The sequence below is a fragment of the Mesorhizobium sp. P2_E6 genome (assembly GCF_056403835.1).
Genome location: NZ_JBFUEQ010000004.1, coordinates 124,524 through 145,573, shown reverse-complemented (window position 1 = coordinate 145,573; position 21,050 = coordinate 124,524). Strand labels below are relative to the sequence as shown.

18 protein-coding genes are annotated in these 21,050 nt (G+C 65.5%); 8 read left to right on the top strand and 10 right to left on the bottom strand.

The window, feature by feature from the left end; translation table 11 throughout:
- Positions 1-64: 64 nt before the first annotated feature.
- From AC1D08_RS11410 to AC1D08_RS11375, 8 genes are all read right to left on the bottom strand, one after another.
- A complete protein-coding gene (locus AC1D08_RS11410) occupies positions 65-1,051 on the bottom strand; it encodes an ABC transporter permease (RefSeq protein WP_457153784.1) in 987 nt (328 codons plus the stop codon).
- 91 nt (positions 1,052-1,142) lie between these two features.
- Positions 1,143-2,114 carry an ABC transporter permease gene (locus AC1D08_RS11405; RefSeq protein ID WP_457153783.1) on the bottom strand — a complete coding sequence of 324 codons (972 nt, stop codon included), beginning with the start codon at positions 2,112-2,114 and terminating at the stop codon, positions 1,143-1,145.
- Positions 2,111-3,685, bottom strand: a complete 1,575-nt coding sequence (locus AC1D08_RS11400) for a sugar ABC transporter ATP-binding protein (RefSeq protein WP_457153782.1) — start codon at positions 3,683-3,685, stop codon at positions 2,111-2,113. The genes AC1D08_RS11405 and AC1D08_RS11400 overlap by 4 nt, the downstream gene beginning before the upstream one ends.
- A gap of 167 nt (positions 3,686-3,852) precedes the next feature.
- Positions 3,853-4,887 carry an ABC transporter substrate-binding protein gene (locus AC1D08_RS11395; RefSeq protein WP_095091300.1) on the bottom strand — a complete coding sequence of 345 codons (1,035 nt, stop codon included), beginning with the start codon at positions 4,885-4,887 and terminating at the stop codon, positions 3,853-3,855.
- A 163-nt stretch (positions 4,888-5,050) separates the two neighbouring features.
- Positions 5,051-5,965: a sugar phosphate isomerase/epimerase family protein gene (locus AC1D08_RS11390; RefSeq protein ID WP_477423125.1), complete on the bottom strand. Its 915-nt coding sequence runs from the start codon at positions 5,963-5,965 to the stop codon at positions 5,051-5,053.
- 139 nt (positions 5,966-6,104) lie between these two features.
- A complete protein-coding gene (locus tag AC1D08_RS11385) occupies positions 6,105-7,643 on the bottom strand; it encodes a mannitol dehydrogenase family protein (protein WP_457151771.1) in 1,539 nt (512 codons plus the stop codon).
- On the bottom strand, positions 7,640-8,422 hold the full coding sequence (locus tag AC1D08_RS11380; RefSeq protein WP_457151770.1) for an SDR family oxidoreductase: 783 nt from the start codon (positions 8,420-8,422) through the stop codon (positions 7,640-7,642). The genes AC1D08_RS11385 and AC1D08_RS11380 overlap by 4 nt, the downstream gene beginning before the upstream one ends.
- Before the next feature lie 78 nt (positions 8,423-8,500).
- On the bottom strand, positions 8,501-9,388 hold the full coding sequence (locus AC1D08_RS11375) for a MurR/RpiR family transcriptional regulator (protein WP_477301660.1): 888 nt from the start codon (positions 9,386-9,388) through the stop codon (positions 8,501-8,503).
- Between the two features lie 125 nt (positions 9,389-9,513).
- On the opposite strand from AC1D08_RS11375, the gene AC1D08_RS11370 reads away from it, so the two are divergent.
- The 8 genes from AC1D08_RS11370 (at position 9,514) to AC1D08_RS11335 (ending at position 19,076) form a co-directional block, all read left to right on the top strand.
- On the top strand, positions 9,514-10,698 hold the full coding sequence (locus AC1D08_RS11370; RefSeq protein WP_457151768.1) for a Gfo/Idh/MocA family protein: 1,185 nt from the start codon (positions 9,514-9,516) through the stop codon (positions 10,696-10,698).
- A gap of 94 nt (positions 10,699-10,792) precedes the next feature.
- Positions 10,793-11,779: a L,D-transpeptidase gene (locus tag AC1D08_RS11365; RefSeq protein ID WP_457151767.1), complete on the top strand. Its 987-nt coding sequence runs from the start codon at positions 10,793-10,795 to the stop codon at positions 11,777-11,779.
- Between the two features lie 346 nt (positions 11,780-12,125).
- Entirely contained in the window at positions 12,126-13,010 is an 885-nt protein-coding gene (locus tag AC1D08_RS11360) for a helix-turn-helix domain-containing protein (RefSeq protein ID WP_457151766.1), read from the top strand.
- A 249-nt stretch (positions 13,011-13,259) separates the two neighbouring features.
- Positions 13,260-14,336: an ABC transporter substrate-binding protein gene (locus tag AC1D08_RS11355; protein ID WP_457151765.1), complete on the top strand. Its 1,077-nt coding sequence runs from the start codon at positions 13,260-13,262 to the stop codon at positions 14,334-14,336.
- A gap of 147 nt (positions 14,337-14,483) precedes the next feature.
- Positions 14,484-15,305 carry an ATP-binding cassette domain-containing protein gene (locus tag AC1D08_RS11350; RefSeq protein WP_457151764.1) on the top strand — a complete coding sequence of 274 codons (822 nt, stop codon included), beginning with the start codon at positions 14,484-14,486 and terminating at the stop codon, positions 15,303-15,305.
- On the top strand, positions 15,302-16,555 hold the full coding sequence (locus AC1D08_RS11345) for a sugar ABC transporter permease (protein WP_457151763.1): 1,254 nt from the start codon (positions 15,302-15,304) through the stop codon (positions 16,553-16,555). Before AC1D08_RS11350 ends, AC1D08_RS11345 begins: the two co-directional genes overlap by 4 nt.
- A 22-nt stretch (positions 16,556-16,577) precedes the next feature.
- The gene (locus AC1D08_RS11340) at positions 16,578-17,303 is read left to right on the top strand and encodes an SDR family oxidoreductase (RefSeq protein ID WP_457151762.1); all 726 of its coding nucleotides are present in this window, start codon (positions 16,578-16,580) and stop codon (positions 17,301-17,303) included.
- 171 nt (positions 17,304-17,474) lie between these two features.
- Positions 17,475-19,076: an FGGY-family carbohydrate kinase gene (locus AC1D08_RS11335; protein ID WP_457151761.1), complete on the top strand. Its 1,602-nt coding sequence runs from the start codon at positions 17,475-17,477 to the stop codon at positions 19,074-19,076.
- 69 nt (positions 19,077-19,145) lie between these two features.
- Here the strand turns inward: AC1D08_RS11335 and AC1D08_RS11330 are convergent, their stop codons facing one another.
- Both AC1D08_RS11330 and dinB read right to left on the bottom strand, forming a co-directional pair.
- Positions 19,146-19,487 (bottom strand): hypothetical protein, encoded by a 342-nt coding sequence (locus AC1D08_RS11330; protein WP_477301664.1) that lies wholly within the window; start codon positions 19,485-19,487, stop codon positions 19,146-19,148.
- Between the two features lie 126 nt (positions 19,488-19,613).
- Positions 19,614-20,861, bottom strand: coding sequence for a DNA polymerase IV (gene dinB, locus AC1D08_RS11325; protein ID WP_457151759.1), 1,248 nt, complete (start codon positions 20,859-20,861; stop codon positions 19,614-19,616).
- Between the last annotated feature and the right edge of the window lie 189 nt (positions 20,862-21,050).

Sequence of the window (21,050 nt, the reverse complement as noted above, 5' to 3'; positions counted from 1 at the left end):
CTGCCTCTTGCCTCTGTGGCGGAAACGCGGCGTGACGCGGACATTCGGTTCCGCGGCCGCCCCCCTACCTTTCCTCCACAATCCGCAGATACGCCGCCGTCACGAACAGCACGATCAGGCCGAACAAGATCCGTCTGGCCCCTTCCGGCATTTGCAGGATGGTCAGCAGCGTGGTCAGCACTGTGAGGATCAGGGCGCCGATGATGGTGCCGGTGTAACCGCCGCGGCCGCCGAAGATCGAGGTGCCGCCGATCACGGCTGCCGCCACCGAAGGCAGCACCAGCGGTTCGGCGAGCGACAGGGAAGGGGCCTTGATCAGGCCGATGTAGAGCAGGCCGGTGATGCCGGCGAGCACGCTGGAGATGACATAGAGCGCGGTGATGACCTGCCAGTATCGCACGCCGGAGAGGCGGGTCGCGCGCTCATTGTCGCCGACGGCGTAGAGCAGGCGGCCGAAGCCGGTGCGGCTGAGCGTGAAGACGATGAGTGCGGCCAGCGGCACGAACAGCAGCAGCGCGTTGGGAATGCCGTAAGTCAGGCCGGTGCCGAGCCAGGCGAGGAAGTCGGGGATCTTGGCGCCCGACGCGATAACCGTGCGCTGGTAGACCTGCAGGCAGCCGGTGCCGATCAGGCTGGTGCCCAGCGTCATGATCAGCGGATGGACGCGGAAGACGCCGACGCCGATGCCGTTGACCAGTCCGATCAGCACCGCCGGCATCATCGCCAGTGCGAAGGCCACCGCCGGGTCCTGGTTGACGATTTGCGTGGCCATGATGAAGGCGCTCATCGTCGCCACCGTGCCGATCGACAGGTCGATGCCGCCGGTCAGCATGGTCATGGTCTGGCAGCCGGCGAGGATCGCCAAGGGAATGGCGAATTTGATGGTGTTGGCGATCCAGCGCTCGTTGACGATGCCGGGGCGCAGGATCTGCAGGATCACCACCAGGATGACGAGCAAGATGATCAGCGGGATCAGCGGCCGGTCGGCCATAAAGCGCTTTACGCGGCGGCCGAAGGGGACAGGTTGGGGAGAGATCGCGGTTGTGCTCATGACGCTCGTGCTCGCGATTGGTTTCGCCCGATGTTGGTTCGGTTGACGGCAGAGGATAGTGCTCCGCGGCGCCCCATTTCATGCCCACTCATCATTGCTGGCTCCGCATGGTGATGAAGGCCCCGAACATCACCACGGCGACCATGATGGCGCCTTCGATGATGGCGGTGACGTTGGGGTCGATGGCAAGCAGCGTCAAATCGGTGCGCACCAGCCGCAGCACGAAGACTGCGACGATGGGGCCGAGCAGGCCGCCTCTGCCGCCGCCGAGTGCGACGCCGCCCAGCACGACCGCCGCGACGCTGGCGAGCAGGTAGGGGCCAGGAATGGGCGCGCCGATGCCGGTGCTCATGGTCAGAGCCAGCCCGCCAAAAGCGGCGAACAGGCCCGACAGCGCATAGGCGATGATGCGGGTGCGCGCCACCGGCACGCCACTGCGGAACGCTGCCAGCTCGCTCGAGCCGATGGCGTAGATGGAGAGGCCGAGGCGGGAGCGCCTGAGCGGTATCCAGATGATGCACAGGCAGACGATGAGCAGCAGCAAAGCCTTGGGCAGCCAGGCATCGATGTCGTCGGGCAGGCCGGGGATCGGCACCGTGCCCGAGATCAGCGCCTTCAGCCATTCGGCCGCGGCACCGCCCGGTGCGTCGAGCACCAAAAGGGCAGCGCCTTGCAGGACGAACAGAGTGGCGAGTGTGACGACGATGTCGGGCACGCGGGTGACGACGATCAGCGTTCCGTTGATGGCGCCGAGCACGAACCCCATGGCGAGCACGAAGGGCACCACGAACAGCGCATATTCTTCGCTGGCGCCTGACATCATCGAGGCGGCGGTGACGCTGGTCAGCGCCATCATGGCGGCGACCGACAGGTCGATGCCGCCGGCGATGACGACGACGGTCTGCGCGGCGACCGCGAAGGCGTAAGGCAGCACGGCGCGCACGAGCGAGCCGAAATCGCCGCTGCCATAGGCCGGCTGGATCAGTTTTGTGATGATGAACAGGACGACGAAGAGGACGAACAGGCCGGCGACCCAGCCCTGGCGGCGCAGGAAATGGCTCATGGCGTCGGCCCCGGCGTGTTTGAATCCGAGGAACTCGCGTTCTCAGGCGAAGAAGCGTGGGGATCTGCCAAAATGCCGATGTCGGCCTTGGCGCCGCGCGGCAGGCCGTAGGCGGCGCGCATCAGCGCCGGCTCGTCGGCCTCCTCGACCGGGAAGATGTCGACGACGCGACCGCCGAAGATCACGATGACGCGGTCGCAGACACGCTGCACCTCCTCCAGTTCGGAGGTGTAAAACAGCACCGACTTGCCGTTGCCGGCGACCTCGCGCAGCAGTTTGTAGATCTCCTGCTTGGTGCCGACATCGATGCCGCGCGTCGGGTCGAAGCACAGCAGGGTCCGTGTGTCGGCGGCGATCCAGCGGGCGATGGTCACCTTCTGCTGGTTGCCACCGGACAGGCGCTGCACTTCCCCTTGCGCGCGGGTGTCGATCTGCAGCCGCTCGATGGCGCTGACCACCTTGGCGCGCTCCTGGCGCATGGCAATCGGCCCCCAGTTGCGCAAGGCGGCACTGAAGGGCAGCGCGATGTTCTCGCGCACCGAGCGCTGCATGGCCAGCGCCTCGGCGCGGTCGCCTGGCACATAGGCGAGGCCGGCGCGGATGGCGTCGATCGGGTGGGAGAATTTCGCCGGCTGGCCGTCGACCTCTATTGCGCCGCCCGATGGCCGGATCGAGCCAGCAAGAGCGGCGAACAGCTCGTCCTGGCCCTGGCCCTCAAGGGCGACGACGCCGGCGACCTCGCCATCGGCGAGATCGAAGGAGACATCGTTGAGCTTGGTTCCGACGCGCAGATTGCGCACCGCCAGCCGCGGGCGGGCAGGGGCGGGCGCAGCCTTTTGGGCAGCGCTGCGGGCGGCGACATGGGTCTTGACGATGCGTGTGCCGAGCATCAGCTCGACGATCTTTTCCTCGACGCCGGGCACGATGTCGACGACGCCGACGGTCTCGCCGTCGCGCAGTACGGTGGCGCGGTCGCACAGCGCCGAGATCTCGACGAAGCGATGCGAGATGAAGATCACCGCGCGGCCGCTGTCCCCCTGGCGGCGCACCACTTCCAGCACCTTTTCGGCAAGGTTGGCGGGCAGCGCCGCCGTCATCTCGTCGAGCAGCAGCACGTCGGGCTCGACGGCGAGCGCACGCGCCAGGTCGAGCACGCGCAGTACGGCCAGCGGAATGTCGCGGGCGGTGTCGCGGATATCGAGATCGGGAATGCCGAGTTCGCGCACCCAGGCGCGGAACGGCTCGACCGGCGTGCCGGTCAGCCTGAGATTGGACAGCACGTCGAGATCGGGGATCAGCGACGGTTCCTGGTAGACGGGTAAAAGGCCGGCGCGGCGGGCGGCGGCGGGCGAGCGTATGTCGCGGGCCTCGCCACGGATCAGGATACGCCCGGCATTGGCACGAATAGCGCCGGTCAGGATCTTCACCAGCGTCGACTTGCCGGCGCCGTTGGCGCCCATCAGCGCGTGCACCTCGCCCGGCAGCACCGAAAGCGATGCGTTGCGCAGCGCGGCAACGGCGCCGTAATTCTTGGCGACGCCGGTGGCGTCGAGGAGCGGGTTGCTGGTCAAATCGTGCGGTTCTCGGGTTGCGTGCTCGGATCACTGCGAATGTCAGCGCCGCCCCTCACTGTCCTGCCGGACGACGACGTTCCTCTCCCCGTCTCTATACGGGGAGAGGATGCCGGCAGGCAGGTGAGGGGCGGCGCCGACCGACGGCCGTTAGCGAAAGCCCAGACTTACTCGCCCGGGCCTTTGCAGGCGACGATCTGGTCCTTGGTGTAGGTGGTCCAGTCGGGGATCGAGATCGAGACCGGCCATTCGGGGCTCAGCGACGGGTCGGCGGCGGCCTTCAGCTTGGCCTTGCCTTCGTCGGTGGCGTTCTCCCACAGCTGCGGTTCGACAAGCACGGTCTGTTGTGCCGGCTTCTTGCCGTCGAGGATCTGCAGCGCCAGCGTCACGCCAGCGCCGCCGATCGAACCGGGGTTGGTGACTGCGGCGCCGACGAGACCCTTCACCGAGCTCAACTGGCCGACGAAGCCGGCATTGTCGGCACCGACGATCGGCACCAGCGGCGCCTGCGACTCGACCAGCGCGTCGACGATGACGTTGTCGATGCCGGAGGTCCAGATGCCGTTGATCGGCGTTCCCGTCGAGAGGAAAGAAAGGATCTGCTGCTTGGCCTGGTCCTGCTGCCAGCCGGTGAAGACTTCCTGTGCGACCTTCACGTCTGGGAATTCGGCCAGCGCCTTCTTGAAGCCCTTGTCGCGGTCGCTGTCGGCGGACGCGCCGGCGGCACCGCGCATGTAGAACACTTCGCCCTTGCCGCCCATCTGTCCGAACAGCCATTTGGCGCCGAGATAGGCGTACTGCTCCTGGTTGTTGGAGATGATGTAGGCAGACGGTTCGGTGACCGCCTGGTCGACGGCAACGACGACGATGCCGGCCTTGGTGGCTTCCTCGAGGCCCGCCTTGATGCCGGCCGGATCGGCCGGGTTGACGACAATGGCGTCGACCTTGGCGCTGATCAGGTTGCGGATGTCTTCGAGCTGGCCGGCCGCATCGGTGTTGCGGTGGGCGATGTTGAGCTTGGCCACCTCGCCGGAGGCCAGCGCCTGCGCCTTCATGGCGCACACCATCTCCTCGCGCCAGCCATTGCCCTGCACGGTGTTGGAGATGCCTATGGTGTATTTGCCAGCGGCGGACGAGGCGCCCACCGAGGCCAGGAAGGCCGCGCCGGCAAGTAGCGGGACCATGGTCAGATATTTCTTCATTTCAGACTTCCTCCACATTGTTTTTCAGTTCAGTTCCAAGCCGTTAAACCGCGTCGCGCAGAAAGAGATTCACGCGGCGCGCCTTAAGTTCTTGTGCTTGTTCCATGCATGTCATTGTCCCAAAATCGCTCCTCCGCGCTTTGGGCGACATGCATTTGCGCCGTCATTTCACGAACGGACGCAGCACGTCGCGGGCAAGCAGAAAGCCCCGCTTCACCTGATCGTCGCTGCCTTCAAATCGCCTGTCCTCGTGTTCGATGATGATGGGTCCGTCATAGCCGGCCCGGTAGAGGCCGGAGAAGAAGCCGCTCCAGTCGACATCGCCGAGCCCCGGCATGCGCGGCACCTGCCAGCCTATGCCAGCCGAGAGGATTCCGCGCTCGTAGAGTCCATCATGATCAATCATCAGGTCCTTGGCGTGGGCATGCAGCATGTAGGGGCCGAATTCCCGGATGAAGCGGGCCTGGTCGATCATCTGCCAGACCAGGTGCGAAGGGTCGAAATTCATGCCGACATCGCCGCCCCAGGCTTCCAGGATGCGGCGCCAGACCTGCGGCGAATAGGCGATGTTGTGCCCGCCCGGCCACTCGTCATAGCTGAAGATCATCGGGCAGTTCTCGAAGGCGAGCTTGACGCCATGGCCGCGCGCATGGGCGACGATTTCGGGCCAGACCTTGAGCGCCTCCTGCCAGTTGACGTCGACGGTCTTGGCGGCATCGCCACCGCAAAAAGTGTTGACGACAGTTACGCCCATATTGGCGGCCAGCACGATCACCTTCTTCAGATGGCCGATGACAGCCTCGCGGTGTGCGGCGTCGGGGTGCAGCGGGTTGGGATAGTAGCCGAGGCCGGAGACCGAGAGGTTCTTCTCCGCCAGCAAGGCGACGATCTCCCTGGCCTGCGCGGCGGAAGTCGAGGCGGCGTCGATGTGGCTGGTGCCGGCATAGCGGCGGCTGGCGCCCGACGATTTCGGCCAGCAGGCGATTTCCAGCGCCTCGAAGCCGGCGGAGCTTGCCCAGCCGGCGACCTCGCCAAGCGGCGTCTCCGCGAAAGGTGCGGTGAGTAGTCCAAGTTTCATCATGCCTCCCCTGAACAGTCCATCGTTTCACGGAACGAGGAACCGTTCTATCCCTTTGTTTTTGCCGCAATTCCGGGCGGAAAGCCGTTTCACACTTTTCCTGGAATTGCTCTCGTCGTGGCTTCATGACCGACTTCCACTATGCCGATTGTGCGGGCCGCTTCAACCGTACCGCCTCGCCCTGTTCCAGACTGTGCCTGACGGCGGCCATCGGATCGTCCGACAGCAGCTCGCCGAGCGTTGATGTGACGGACCTGCGGAACACATCGTTCGCGGCAAGGCCGGGCTCGAAAATCGTCTCGATGGCAAGGATGCCGGCCACCAGTGCCTGTGGATCGCGGCCGGTTGCGTCCGATATGTCGGCGACCTTGCCGGCATAGGGGTCCGACACCGGCCAGCGTTTGCCGAACCGTGCCGAGGCCTGGATCAGGTAGGCCATCCAGCCGGCGACCGGGAGCGCCAGCAGCGCGATGCTTTGGCCCTGGCTCAGGCGGTCGCGGATCGGGTTGAGCAGGCGCTGGACGATCTTTTGCGAACCGTCGGTGGCAATCTGGTGGTTGCGGTGGCGGATCGCGATGTTGCGCAGCCGGCCGAGGCTCTGCGCGACATAGGCCAGCGGTTCCATGCCCGGCACCGGCAGCAGCGTCGGCAGCGTCTCTTCGACAAGCATGCGTTGCACAAAGGCCAACAGCAGCGGGTCGGCGATGGCATCGAATGTGTGTTCGAGGCCGGCCAGCACGCCGAGCGTGGCAAGCGTCGTCTGGGCGCCGTTGAGCACCCGCATCTTGAGATGTTCGAACGGCGTGACGTCGTCGACGAAGCTGGCGCCGACCCGATCCCAGCGCGGCACGCGGCCGGCGAATTTCTGCTCGATCACCCACTGCCGGAACGGCTCGCCGACGACGACCGCCGCATCTCGGTAGCCGAAACGCTGCTCGACGCCGTCGAGGTCGGCTTGCGTGACCGCCGGCGCGATGCGGTCGACCATGGCCGACGGGAAGGCGGCGTTGGCCGAGATCCAGTCGGCAAGGCCGTTGCCGCGCCGTTCGGCAAAAGCCTGCACGACATTGGCCAGGATAGTGCCATTGGCCGGGATGTTGTCGCAGGAGAGCAGCGTCAGCGGCCGGCCATGTGTCGCCCGGCGCAATTCCAGCGCCCGCGCCAACAGGCCGGGCACACTGCGTGGCTTCTCGGGGTTGGCGAGGTCGTGGACGATGTCGGGATGGTCGAGATCGAGTTCGCCGCTGGACGGGATGTGGCAATAACCTTTCTCGGTCACCGTCGTCGTCACCAGCTCGATGTCGGAGGAGGACAGCACATCGAGCGCGGGTGCGGCACTCGCCTGGCTGTCGACTACCTCTATGATGCTGCCGATGACGCGCGCCTCGACATTGCCGTTCTCGCGGATCAACCGCGTGTAGAGACAGCCTTGCCGGCCAAGTGTGTCGTCAAGGCTGGGTGGCCGGATGTTGATGCCGACGACGCCCCAGCGGTCGAAATGGCTGGCCAGCAGATCGTCGGTGTATTCGGCCTGGTGGCAGCGGTGGAAGGCGCCGACGCCGAGGTGCGCCATGCCGGGCGCGAGCGCCGCGCGGTCATAGGCCGGTTTCTGGACGGCGGCAGGCAACCGGGCGAGCAGCGCCGGCCCAAGTGTCTCGGGGGAGGGGGCGACGCTCACCGGTTCGCCCTGATCACCCACTGTTCCTGGTCGACCAGCGTGCCGGTCATCGGTCCGGCCGCGTCGGAAAGCAGGAAGACGGCGAGGTTCGCCACATCGCTTGTCGAGAACAGGCGGCCGAAAGGCTGCGAGGCCTTGGCGGCGTCGAGCCAGCCCGGACCATTGCCGAGCGTCTCGGCCTGCATGGTGCGTTCGGCCGGTGTGTCGGTCCAGCCGACATTGATGCCGTTGACGCGGATGCGGTCGAAGCGATGGGCGTTGGCGGCATTCTTGGTCAGCGTCGCCAGCGCGCCCTTGGTGGCCGAGTACACCGCGAGCTCCGGCGAGCCGCAATGGGCATTGATCGACAGGATGTTGACGATGGCGCCGCCCTGGCCGCGCTTCTTCATATCGGCAATCGCCGCCTGCATGAGGAAGAATGGTGCGCGCGCATTGACGGCGAACAGCGCTGCCCAGTCATCGAGGTCGGCATCGAGGAAGGACGCGCGGTCGGTCAGGCCGGCGGCGTTGACAAGGCCATCGATGCGGTCGAAGCGATCGATGCAGGCTTGCGCCAGCAGGGCAGGGGCTTCGGGGTCGGAGAGGTCGGCGGCGACGAAAACAGTGGGCGTGCCGAGCCGCGAAAGCTCGGCTGCCACGGCATCGCCGCGCGCCTTCTCGCGACCGGTGACCAGCAGACCACCGGCGCCCGAACGCGCAAGCGTTTCGGCAATCGCTCGGCCAATGCCTTGCGTCGCGCCGGTGACCAGCACCACCTTGCCTTTGATCTGAAGCTCCATTCCTCCTCCCGGAACAAAGTTTCTATTTTTCGAAATATGGAACGTCAATTCCCGGCAGTCAATTGTGCCAGCAGCGCCTCATTGGCCGCGGCGCGCGACGACTGCGTGGACCAGCGCCATGCCGACGGCCAGCGACGCCGCCAGCGAGCGGAAGCCGGCAAAGTCGGATTCGACCACCTCCAGCCAGGTGTCCGACAGCCGGATCAGCGGGCTGAAGGTGCTGTCGGTGATGGTGACGATGCCGGCGTTGCGCTCATGCGCCACGGCGACGAGGTCGGGTGTGATCGAATTGTAGGGGCTGAAGGACACCGCCAGAACGGCGTCCTGCCTGCCGATGCAGCCGACCTGGTCGAGCGCGGTGGAGCCGACATTGTCGACCAGCACGTTGCGCACGCCCTGCTGCGAGAGCGTCAGCGACAGATAGGTGGTGACGGGGAAGGCGCGCTTGGAGCCGATGACATAGATCAGGTCGGCGGCCGCCAGCAGCGTCACCATCTTCTCGAAACTCTCGATGTCGAAATCGCTCTCGACGCGGCCAAGCGAGGCCTGTGAGGCGCCGACCATGCCGTGCAGGAAATGCAGGTCGGCGTTGGGTTCGCTCCGCTGCTCGCCGCGTCCGTCCGGCCACGACCCCTTGATATGGTCCTTGAACAGGCCCTGGAAATCGGAAAAGCCGGCATAGCCGAAGATCTGGGCGAAGCGTACCAGCGTCGAGGGCTGCACGCCGGCCTGTGCCGCCACCTGCGCGATGGTGCCGAGCGCGACGTCGCTCGGATGTTGCCACAGGAAGATGGCGACCTGACGCAGCCGCTTGGGGAAATGCACGGTGCCGGACGACAGCACCGCGCGCAACTCCTCATAGGTCTGCGGCTGGATGTAACCGAGTGCCGCCAGCGAGCGTCCGCGTTTGCGGGTCGCCGCCTCGTCTGCAACGGACCGTCCCGATGTTTTGCCTGCCCCACTCATGATTTCAGGCTAGCGCGGCACGATCGTTTTACAATATGGAAATTGGAAATCGTGTTCGAAAGCGCTGGCGGTGTTATCGGCTTGCACCCCCCAGAAATCGCCTGTCCGGAGGAGTTTGAAAAATCATGGTCTATGCAACATCGGACGGCTCGACACGCCAACGCTTGCGGGTCGGCATGGTTGGCGGCGGCCGCAATGCCTTCATCGGCGCCGTGCACCGGCTGGCCATGCGCCTCGACGACCAGATCGTTCTGGTCGCCGGCGCGCTGTCCTCCGACCCGGAGAACGCCGCCGCATCGGCCGCCGAGATCGGTATGGCGCCGGAGCGCAGCTATGCCGATTATCGCGTGATGGCGCAGGCCGAAGCCGCGCGACCGGACGGCATCGAGGCCGTCGTCATCGTCACGCCAAACCATCTGCATGCACCAATCGCGACAGCCTTCCTCGAAGCCGGCATCGACGTGATCTGCGACAAGCCGCTGTCGACGACGCTGGCCGACGCCGAAGCGCTGGTGGCGCTCGCGCGGTCGAAGAAACGCCGCTTCGTCGTCACTCTTAACAACACCGGCTACGCCATGGTCCGCCAGGCGCGCGAGATGGTGGCGGCGGGCGAACTCGGGCGCATCGTGTCGGTGCATGGCGCCTACATACAGGACTGGCTGACCAGGCCGATCGACGCCGAAGGCCAGAAGCAGGCGGAGTGGCGCACCGACCCGGCGCGCGCTGGGCAGTCGGCGGTGCTGGCCGATATCGGCGTGCATGCCTTCAATCTGGCAAGCTACATCTCGGGCTGTGAGGCCGAGGCGGTTTCGGCCGACCTGTTCACCGCGGTGCCGGGGCGCCGGCTCGACGACAATGCGCATGTGCTGGTGCGCTGGACCGGCGGAGCGCGCGGCACAATCCTGGCCAGCCAGACATCGCCCGGCCACTACAATGATTTGTCCGTGCGCATCTATGGCGACAGAGCCGGGCTGGAATGGTCGGGCGCGCGGCCTGAGGAACTGCGCTTCTCCATCTACGGCGAGGAAAGCCGCACGCTGGTGCGCGGCGGCCATGGCTCAACGCAAGAGAGCCGGCGGGTGTCGCGCATGCCGGCGGCGCATCCTGAAGGTTACATCGAGGCCTTCGCCAATTTCTACCGCGACGCCGCCGATATCATTCGCGCGCATCGCTCGGGCGCGGCGGTCGATCCGGCCCGAGCGGCGCAAGTGCCTGACGTCGTCGACGGCGCGCGCGGCGTGAAGTTCGTCGCGGCGGCGGTGGAGTCGAATGCGGCTGGTGGAGCGTGGACGCAAGCCCGGTTCGGGTGAGAGCGAGGCGCGACCCGATCCGCCCAAACATGACCGCTTCTATCCGGGCCGGAAAGCCTCTAGACTGACGGCTGGTCATGACGAGGGGGGCGGCATGGGTCTCGACAGACGGCATTTGGTGCTTGGCGCCGGCGTGCTGGCGTTGTTGCCGGCGGTACGAAGCTTCGCCGCCGAGACGCTTGAGGACATCAAGGATCTCAAGCCCGGCGAGTTCACCTGGCATCCGGAACGCCAGAAGAAGGGGCCGGTCGCCATCATCGTCTCCTTGCCGCAGCAACGTGTGCATGTTTATCGCAACGGCGTGCGCATAGCAGTCTCGACCTGTTCGTCCGGCAAGCCCGGACATGAGACGCCGACCGGCATCTTCGTCATTCTCCAAAAGGACAAGGACCACAAGTCGAGCACCTACAATGATGCGCCGATGCCGAACATGAACCGGCTGACATGGTCGGGTATCGCGCTGCATGCCGGCAATCTGCCGGGCTATCCCGCCTCGCATGGCTGCGTGCGGCTGCCGCTCGCCTTTTCCAGCAATCTGTTCGGCATCACCCATATCGGCACGCCGGTCATCATTTCGGGCGCGCGCGGTGACCCGGCCGAACTGACCAATCCCGGAATGGTGCTGGGTGGCTACGCGGCCGGGCAGTTCCAGAACGTCGTCGCTTCCAAGGACGGCCACAAGCGCGCCGCCGACTGGGTCGAGCCGGAGGACTTCCCGGTCACCTCGATCATCGCCTCGTCGGGCGACAAGCAGATCATGCTGATCGAGAACGGCGTGGTCGTCGCGCAGGCGCCATTGACCATCACCGGCTCCGGCGGGCTTGGCAGCCATGTGCTGACCTTGCAGGTGGCGGGAGCCGCCAATGACTGGCAATGGGTCGACATCAGCCGCAGCGCCAGTTCCGGCTCGTTCTTCAATAATGAGCAAGACATGCTCAAGCGGCTCAGCACGCAAAAGAGCTTCCTCGACGCCATGCAGGCGAGGATGCATCCGGGCATGGTGATGGTGCTCACCGACGCGCCGCTGCATCCCGATAGCCGCTCCGGCCAGGACTTCGTCGTCATGTCGGCGACGGACTGAGGAGGTTTCCGCTTACGGCGGTCGCGCACGAGGGCGACTTTGACCCAGCTTGAGTGGTTTGATCCGAGGCGGATGGGCTGGGAGGGCAGGTTCAACAGGGGCAGTTGCCCTCGGCCCGAACCAGGCGCGTTGCGGTCAGCGGTTCTGATCCCATCCTGCCCGAATATTGCCTTTCCGTGTCCCTTTCCCGGTTAAAAAAGTATCATCCACTGCCCTGAATCGTGGTGGCGCCTGCTGTCATGAGCCGGTAGCGTGGTCTCGAAATGCAGAGCCGAAACCAATTCGGCCGGTTAGGGAATGTGGGTCGAACGCGGCAACGATCCGTGCTGGCCCGGAGGAGACGGACATGGAACCGGACCTGGAAGTTGTCCAGATACGACGCGGTGAGTCCTTCAAGGCGTGGTCGCATGGCTACCCCTTCCACACGGTGCGTTGGCATTTCCATCCCGAATATGAACTGCATCAGGTGATCTTCACCAACGGCCGCTATTTCGTCGGCGACTTCATCGGCGAGTTCGAGCCAGGCAATCTGGTGCTGACCGGACCCAACCTGCCGCACAATTGGGTGAGCGATATCCCGAGGGACAGCTCCGTTCCGCTGCGCGGCCGCATCATCCAGTTTTCGGAAAGCTTCATTGGTGATGCCATGCATGTGCTGCCGGAACTGGCGGGGCTCGGGCCACTGCTCGAGGCGTCGCGGCGCGGCGTGCTGTTTTCCAGCCGCACCAGCAAGGAGCTGGCGCCGCTGATGGAAGAGATGATGCAGGCGCAAGGCGTGCGCCGCATCGAGCTGTTCATGATGATATCGGGCCTGCTCAGCCGGGCCCAGGAGTTCCAGCTGCTCGCCAGCGCCAGCTACCGGCCGGATCCCTCGGGCTACATGACCGCCGGCATGAACAAGGCGTTGGCTTATATCCGTGAAAACCTGACGCAGCTGTTTGACGAGACGGATCTGGCGGCCATCGCCGGCCAGTCGACCGGCGCCTTCTCACGCTCGTTTCGCCGCCACACCGGCATGTCGCTGGTGCAATATGTCAAGCGGCTGCGCATCAACCTCGCCTGCCAGATCCTGATGAGCGACGAGCAAGCCTCGATCACCGACATCTGCTACGAGGTCGGCTTCAACAATCTGTCCAATTTCAACCGGCAGTTCTTGGCGGAGAAGGGCATGCCGCCCTCGCGTTTCAGGCGCCTGCTGGCCGACAACATCAACGCGGGAAAAGCCGCTTAACGGAGGAGCCAGGGAGGACCCAAGGGAGGAACCACATTTTTCGCCTGACAACGTGGCCCGCATAACGCGGTCCGCGATGGAGAGCGCTTGTCCTAGAAATCCTTCGCCAGCGGAGGATGTCGGCGCGGCCAAGAGGCCGGTGCCGGGCCCTGGTTCCCAATTGCAGTTGGGGCGAGGGCGGAGGCGTGTCTTCACAACATAGCAGTCAACGACCTTCTTACAACCATATCCAGAAACGGAGAAGACCGAATGACCCGATTTTCATCTTCATTGAAGTCCGCCGGCATGGCAGCAATTGCGCTGTCGCTGCTGGCCGGCACCGCCGCGATCGCAAGGGCGGCCGAGGTCACCGACGCCACCGTCGCCTTCCTGATGCCCGACCAGGCCTCGACCCGCTACGAACAGCATGACTATCCCGGCTTTGCCGCCGAGATGAAGAAGCTGTGCCCGGGCTGCAAGGTGCTCTACCAGAACGCCGATGCCGACGCTTCGCGCCAGCAGCAGCAGTTCAACTCGGTGATCTCGCAGGGCGCCAAGGCGATCGTGCTCGATCCCGTGGACTCGACCGCCGCCGCCTCCCTAGTCAAGCTGGCGCAGAGCCAGGGCATCAAGGTCATCGCCTATGACCGGCCTATCCCGACCGCACCGGCCGACTTCTATGTCTCGTTCAACAATGAAGGCATCGGCAAGGCGATCGCCGACTCGCTGGTCGCGCATCTGAAGGCGCTCAAGGTCGATCCGGCCACCGGTGGCGTTTTGCAGATCAACGGCTCGCCGACCGACGCGGCGGCTGGGCTGATCAAGAAGGGCATCCATGAAGGCCTCGACAACAGCGGCTACCAGATCCTGGCCGAATACGACACGCCGGAATGGGCGCCGCCGAAGGCGCAGCAATGGGCCGGCGGCCAGATCACCCGCTTCGGGCCCAAGATCCTCGGCGTCGTGGCCGCCAATGACGGCACCGGTGGTGGCGCCATCGCGGCCTTCAAGGCAGCCGGCGTCGATCCGGTGCCGCCGGTGACCGGCAACGACGCGACGATCGCCGCCTTGCAGCTGATCATCGCCGGCGACCAGTACAACACCATCTCCAAGCCGAGCGAGATCGTGGCGGCGGCTGCTGCCAACGTCGCCATCAAGCTGCTTTCGGGCGAGACGCCGAAGGCCGAGATGACGCTGTACGATACGCCGTCGCAGCTGTTCACGCCGGCGGTGGTGACGCAGGAAAACCTGAAGGCCGAGATCATCGACAAGAAGATCAACACCGCGGCCGAACTCTGCGTCGATCGCTACGCGGAGGGTTGCAAGAAGCTGGGCATCGGGAACTGACCGCGACCCTTGCCCCGTTCCGCTGCCTGGCCGAACAATAGGCTGGAGCCCCACCCCGAATGCATCGGGGTGGAACAGGCTCCGGCGGCGGCCAGGCAGCGCCTACCCGCTTTTTGAACCGGTCCTTTCTTGAAAGGTATTCCAGGCATGATCGATACCCCGGACGAACCGGTTCCGACAGGCGAGCTGGTGCTCAGCCTGCGCGGCATTTCGAAGAATTTCGGCGCCGTCTCGGCGCTCACCGACATCGATCTCGATGTCCATGCCGGCGAGGTGGTGGCGCTGGTTGGCGACAACGGCGCCGGCAAGTCGACGCTGGTCAAGATCCTGGCCGGCGTGCATCAGCCAAGCTCGGGCACCATCAGCTATCTCGGCAGGCAGGTGACGCTGGCCGACCCGAGTGCGGCGCTCACGCTCGGCATCGCCACCGTGTTCCAGGACCTGGCGCTGTGCGAGAACCTCGACATCGTCGCCAACATCTTCCTCGGCCGCGAGCTCAACCCGCTGCGGCTGGACGAGGTGGCGATGGAAGTGCGCGCCTGGACGCTGCTCAATGAGCTGTCGGCGCGCATCCCCAGTGTGCGCGAAGTCGTTGCGTCGCTGTCGGGCGGCCAGCGCCAGACGGTGGCGATCGCCCGCTCGCTGCTGCTCGAACCCAAGCTCATCCTGCTCGACGAGCCGACGGCGGCGCTTGGTGTCGCACAGACTGCCGAAGTGCTCAACCTGATCGAGCGGGTGCGCGACCGCGGCCTCGGCGTCGTCATCATCAGCCACAACATGGAAGACGTGCGCGCGGTCGCCGACCGCATCGTGGTGCTGCGGCTTGGCCGCAACAACGGCATCTTCACCCCCGACGCCTCGAACCAGGAGCTGGTCAGCGCCATCACCGGCGCGTCGAACAATTCGGTGTCGCGACGGGCCGAACGCCGGCAAGCCCGACAGGATCATACCCAGGAGCCACGCCCATGAGCCGTCAAGTGGAACAGGCAGCTCCGCCGCAGCTCGACCGCGCCGACGTGCGCGTCAAGCACGAGGCGGGCTTGAGCGGCAGCATCCGCGCCTTCGTCGACCGCGTGCGCTCGGGCGATCTCGGCTCGCTGCCGGTCATCGTCGGGCTGGTCATCATCTGGACGGTGTTCGCCAGCATCAATCCGATCTTCCTGTCGAGCAGCAACCTGGTCAATCTGCTGTTCGATTCCTCCACAGTCGGAGTCATCGCGCTCGGCATCGTCTGCGTTTTGATGGTCGGCGAGATCGACCTGTCGGTCGGCTCGATCAGCGGCTTTGCCTCGGCGCTGGTTGGCACGCTTTGGGTCAACCAGGGCTGGCCGGTGGCGCTCGCCATCCTCGCCGCGGTCGCCGTCGGCGGCTTCATCGGCGCGCTTTACGCGCTGCTGTTCAACCGGCTCGGCATGCCGAGCTTCGTCTCGACGCTCGCAGGACTGCTCGCGGTGCTCGGCCTGCAGCTCTACATCCTTGGCTCCACCGGCTCGATCAACCTGCCTTACGGCTCGAACCTGGTTAATTTCGGCCAGCTTCTGGTGATGCCGAAATTCGTGTCGTTCGGGCTGGCGGCGGTGCCTGGCATCGTCATGCTGATCACCGGCCTGCGCACCGTTGCGCGCCGGCGCGCCGCCAACCTGTCGGCACCCTCGACCGGCGGCATCGTCACGCGGGCGGTGGCGATCACGATCGTGCTCGAACTCATCGTCTTCTATCTCAACCAGGCGCGCGGCATTCCGTGGATGTTCGGCCTGTTCGTCGGCCTGGTCATTGCCATGCACTACGCGCTGACGCGGACGAAATGGGGCCGCTCGATGTCAGCGGTCGGCGGCAACCGCGAGGCGGCGCGGCGCGCCGGCATCAATGTGCGGCTGATCTATTCCAGCGCCTTCGTGCTGTGCTCGATGCTGGCCGCTTTCGGCGGCGTGCTGTCGGCGGCCCGGCTTGCGTCGGCCAGCCAGCAGGCCGGCACCGGCGACGTCAATCTCAACGCCATCGCGGCGGCCGTCATCGGCGGCACCAGCCTGTTCGGGGGCCGCGGCAGCGCCTATTCGGCACTGCTCGGCATCATCGTCATCCAGTCGATCGCCAGCGGCTTGACGCTGCTCGATCTGTCCTCGTCGCTTCGGTACATGATCACAGGCGCCGTGCTTGCCATAGCAGTCATCGTCGACTCGCTGGCCCGCCGTTCGCGTGTTTCCCATGGCCGGGCCTGAACCCATCAACAGGAAGAGAGATATGACTCAACTGTCCGGAAAAGTTGCGGCCGTCACCGGGGCGGCGTCGGGGATCGGCCTCGAATGCGCAAGATACATGCTGGCGGCGGGCGCCAGCGTCGTGCTGGTCGACCGCGCCGAGGCGACGCTGAACAGCCTGTGCGCCGAACTCGGCCCCAAGGCGATCCCGCTGGTGATCGACCTGATGCAGCCATCAAGCGTCGCCACCATGATGCCGCAGATCCTGGAAAAGGCCGGGCAGCTCGACATCTTCCATGCTAATGCCGGCGCCTATGTGGGCGGCGAGGTGCTGACCGGCGATCCCGACACCTGGGACCGCATGCTGAACCTCAACATCAACGCCGTGTTCCGCTCCATCCACGCGGTGCTGCCGCATATGGTCGAGCGCAAGACCGGCGACATCATCGTCACCAGTTCGATCGCCGGGCTGGTTCCGGTGGTCTGGGAGCCGATCTACACGGCCTCAAAGCATGCCGTGCAGGCCTTCGTCCACACGGTGCGCCGGCAGGTTGCCAAGCACGGCCTGCGCGTCGGCGCGGTGGCACCTGGCCCGGTGGTGACCGCGCTGGTCGACGACTGGCCGAAAGCCAAGCTCGAGGAAGAGCTCGCCGCCGGCGGCCTGATGCAGCCGCGCGAGGTCGCCGAGGCAGTGATGTTCATGCTGACCCGGCCGCGCAACGTGACGATCCGGGATCTGGTGATCCTGCCGCAGAGCAATGATCTTTAAGGGAGTAGGGGAATAGGGGAGTACGGGAGTAGGGCACTAGGGCACTAGGGCAGTATGCTGTCGTGCGATCCAAAGTCCGGGCTCAAATCTAGTCGCCATTCGTCTGCTGCCTATTCCCCTACTGCCCTACTCCCTTACTCCCCCGCTACCCTAACCGAAAGGTTTCCCCCCATGCCCCATTATCTCGGCATCGACGTCGGCACCGGCAGCGCGCGGGCAGGGGTGTTCGACCAGGCGGGAAACCTGCTTGCCTCGGCCAAGCAGGACATCGAGGTCTGGCGCGAGGCCGGCGACATCGTCGAGCAGTCGAGCAACGACATCTGGCGGGCGGTCTGCATTGCCACCCGCGCCGCTGTCGCTGAGGCCGGCATAGCGCCCGAGGCGATCGCCGGCATCGGTTTCGACGCCACATGTTCGCTGGTGGTGCTGGGTGAGGGCGGCGTGCCGTTGCCGGTGGGCCCGTCCAACAATCCCGAACGCAACATCATCGTCTGGATGGATCACCGCGCGATCGAGCAGACGCGCCGCATCAACCGCAGCGGCGCTGCGGTGCTGAGCTATGTCGGCGGCGTCATCTCGCCTGAGATGGAGACACCGAAACTTCTGTGGCTTGCGGAAAACATGCCCGCCACCTTCAACGCCGCCTGGCAGTTCCTGGACCTCGCCGATTTCCTGACCTGGCGGGCGACTGGCAGCCTTGCCCGCTCGGTCTGCACGGTGACCTGCAAATGGACTTATCTGGCGCATGAGAGCCGCTGGGATGAGACATATTTCCGCAACGTCGGCCTCGGCGCGCTGGCCGACGAGGCGTTTGCGCGCATCGGCACCGAGATCGTGCCGGCGGGAGCATCGCTGGGCGGCGGACTGATCGGGCAGGCGGCGGCCGACCTTGGCCTCGCCCCCGGCACCGCGGTGGCGGCCGGGCTGATCGATGCGCATGCCGGCGGTGTCGGCACGGTCGGGGCGCGCGGCGATTTCGGCAGTGTCCTGTCGCGCATGGCCTATGTCTTCGGCACCTCGGCCTGCACCCTGTCGTCGACCGCCAAACCGGCCTTCGTCGACGGCGTCTGGGGTCCGTATTTCTCGGCCATGGTGCCGGGGCTGTGGCTGAACGAGGGTGGTCAATCGGCGGCAGGTGCGGCCATCGACCATCTTGTGCGCATGCACCCGGCGGCCGGCGAAGCCGCGGCCAGGGCGCAGGCCGAAGGGCTCAGCCTCAGCGCCTGGCTGTCGCTGCAGGCGCAAGGCCGTGGGGGTGCCGCAGCAATGCCGGCGCTGGTCGGCGAGATCCATGTCGTGCCGGAATTCCTCGGCAACCGCGCACCTTTCGCCGACCCAGATGCGCGCGCGCTGATTGCCGGGCTCGATCTCGACACCGGCCACGACAGCCTGGTCGGGCTGTATGTCGCCGGCGTCTGCGGGCTGGGCTACGGCGCGCGCCAGATCGTGCGAGCCGAGCATGAGAAGGGCATTCCTGTCGACACCATCGTCGTCAGCGGCGGCGCCGGGCAAAGCCCGCTGGTGCGCCAGCTGCTGGCCGACACGACAGGCATGGTGGTGGTGGCGTCGACCTCGCCGGAGCCGGTGCTGCTAGGCTCGGCGATGTTGGGCGCCGTCGCCGCAGGAGCATACAAGGACCTGGTGACGGCCATGGCGGGCATGTCGGAACTCGGCGAGGTCTATCATCCCAACGCTTCGCTGTCCGGCTGGCACGCCAAGCGTTTCGCGGCGTTCGAGCTGTTGCAGCAAGCCGGCAAGGCGATCAGAGGCTGAAGCAGGCAGCCACAAGGATGGCGTTGAACGGCAGAGGAACACACGTACGCTTAGCTGTGTGTCGTCGTCTCATTGAACAGACTGGATGAGCCATAGGAGAGCCAGAAGGTTGGCGAGCGACATGCCGGCCGGGCCGAAGGTTTTCATCCGATCATCGATCGTGGCGCCTATGATAGCATCCCCAGCCTGCACAAGGATCATTATCCAGGCGACGGCTTCAAGCCATTCCGTCGAACCCGTAAAAAACGGCACGGCGCTTGCGACCACCAAGGCCACGCTGCGTGCACAACCGTAGAAAGCTATTGTCCGGGCGTTGCCGGTTTCGTTCATGGCCGCAGCCAAGGAGAAACCGAGACTGACGACCGCGCTGAGAGCTGTGACTGACGCGCAAACGATGAAGGCTGTGAACATCGCATTCCATGGCTTGTGGCCGCTATACCTTACTCGAATAGCCAGGGCCTGAAATCAAGTCACTCTTTTGCTGCTACCAGTTACAACTCGCGGTCATATGCAGGGCACGATTGGCTTCGGCTGCCCTCAGAGCTCCTTCTGCGCCAATTCCCTGAATTCGTCGGGTACGGAGCGTGCGGCCTCCAGCGCCACCGTGCCGTAGCCGACCGCCTGCTTGCCAAAGCGCTCGCGGATCTTGTCGATGGCGCGGTCGGCACCGAAGCGTGCCAGGCCTTTTCGGGTGCCCGGACGGCGCTTCTCATCGGCGAGGCCGAGCGGCAGTTCGAGTTGCAACTCGGCACTTTCCTCGAGATGCGAGACCGAGATCGCCAGCAGCGAGATCGTCTTCTCGTGCGGGTGGTCGTCGAGCAAGCCGCGCACCAGGTCGCCGGCGATCTCGGCCAGCATCGTGGTCGCCGCAATCGGCTGGTCAAGCGTGATCGAGCGCGTGACAGCGCTGAGATCGGCAAAGCGCACGCGCACTGTCACCGTGCGGCCGGGCCTTGCCTTGGCGCGCAGCCGGCTGGCGACGCGGTCGGCCAGGTGCAGCAAAGTGGGCACGATGATCCGCGCCACGGCAGGCTTTTGCCCAAGTGCCGATTGCGCGCCGGCCGAGTGCGCCCGGCGCTTCGCCTCCAGTTTGCGCGGGTCGCGGTTCCATGACAGCGCCGACAGCTTTTCGCCGGCGGCGGGACCGAGCAGCCGCGCCAGCGCGCCGCTGTGTGTCCTGGCCAACTGGCCGATGGTCTCGATGCCGATTTCGGCCAGCCGCGCCTTCGTCGCCGGGCCGACGCCCCACATCAGCCCGACCGGCAGGTCGTGCAGGAAGGCGATCTCGGTGCCGGGTTCGACCACCACCAGCCCGTCGGGCTTGGCGACCTGCGAGGCGATCTTGGCCAGATGCTTGGTGCGCGCCACGCCGATCGAGATCGGTAGGCCGAGCTCGGCCCGGACGCGGCGGCGGATGGTCGTGGCGATCTCTAGCGGGGACCCGAACAGGTGTGTGCAGCCGGCGACATCGGCAAAGGCCTCGTCGATGGAGATGCGCTCGACCACGGGCGTGAAGTCGTCGAGCACCTTGATCGCGGCGTCGCCCAGGCGCTGGTAGTCGCTGAAATTGCCGCCGACGAAGATCAGATGCGGGCAGAGCTCGCGCGCCTTGCGTCCCGGCATGCCGCCGCGCACGCCAAAGGCGCGGGCTTCATAGGAGGCTGCGAGCACCACGCCGCCGCCGACCGCGATCGGCTTGCCGCGCAGCGACGGATCGAGCAACTGCTCGACCGAAGCATAGAAGGCGTCGAGATCGGCATGCAGGATGGTGGCTGTCGTTTCCATCCCGACCGCACATCCGCAGTTGCTGATAGATTGGAACATATAGAGAACAAAGCGCGCACGACTGTCAAGCTGAATGTCGACGTCCGGTGCCATCAGCCGCGTTCTTCAGCACAAATTGCACAGGTGACGTCGGATCGCGGTTTTCAACAACGTCTTAAAGACAGGCAACGAGACCGTCAGCATACGCCA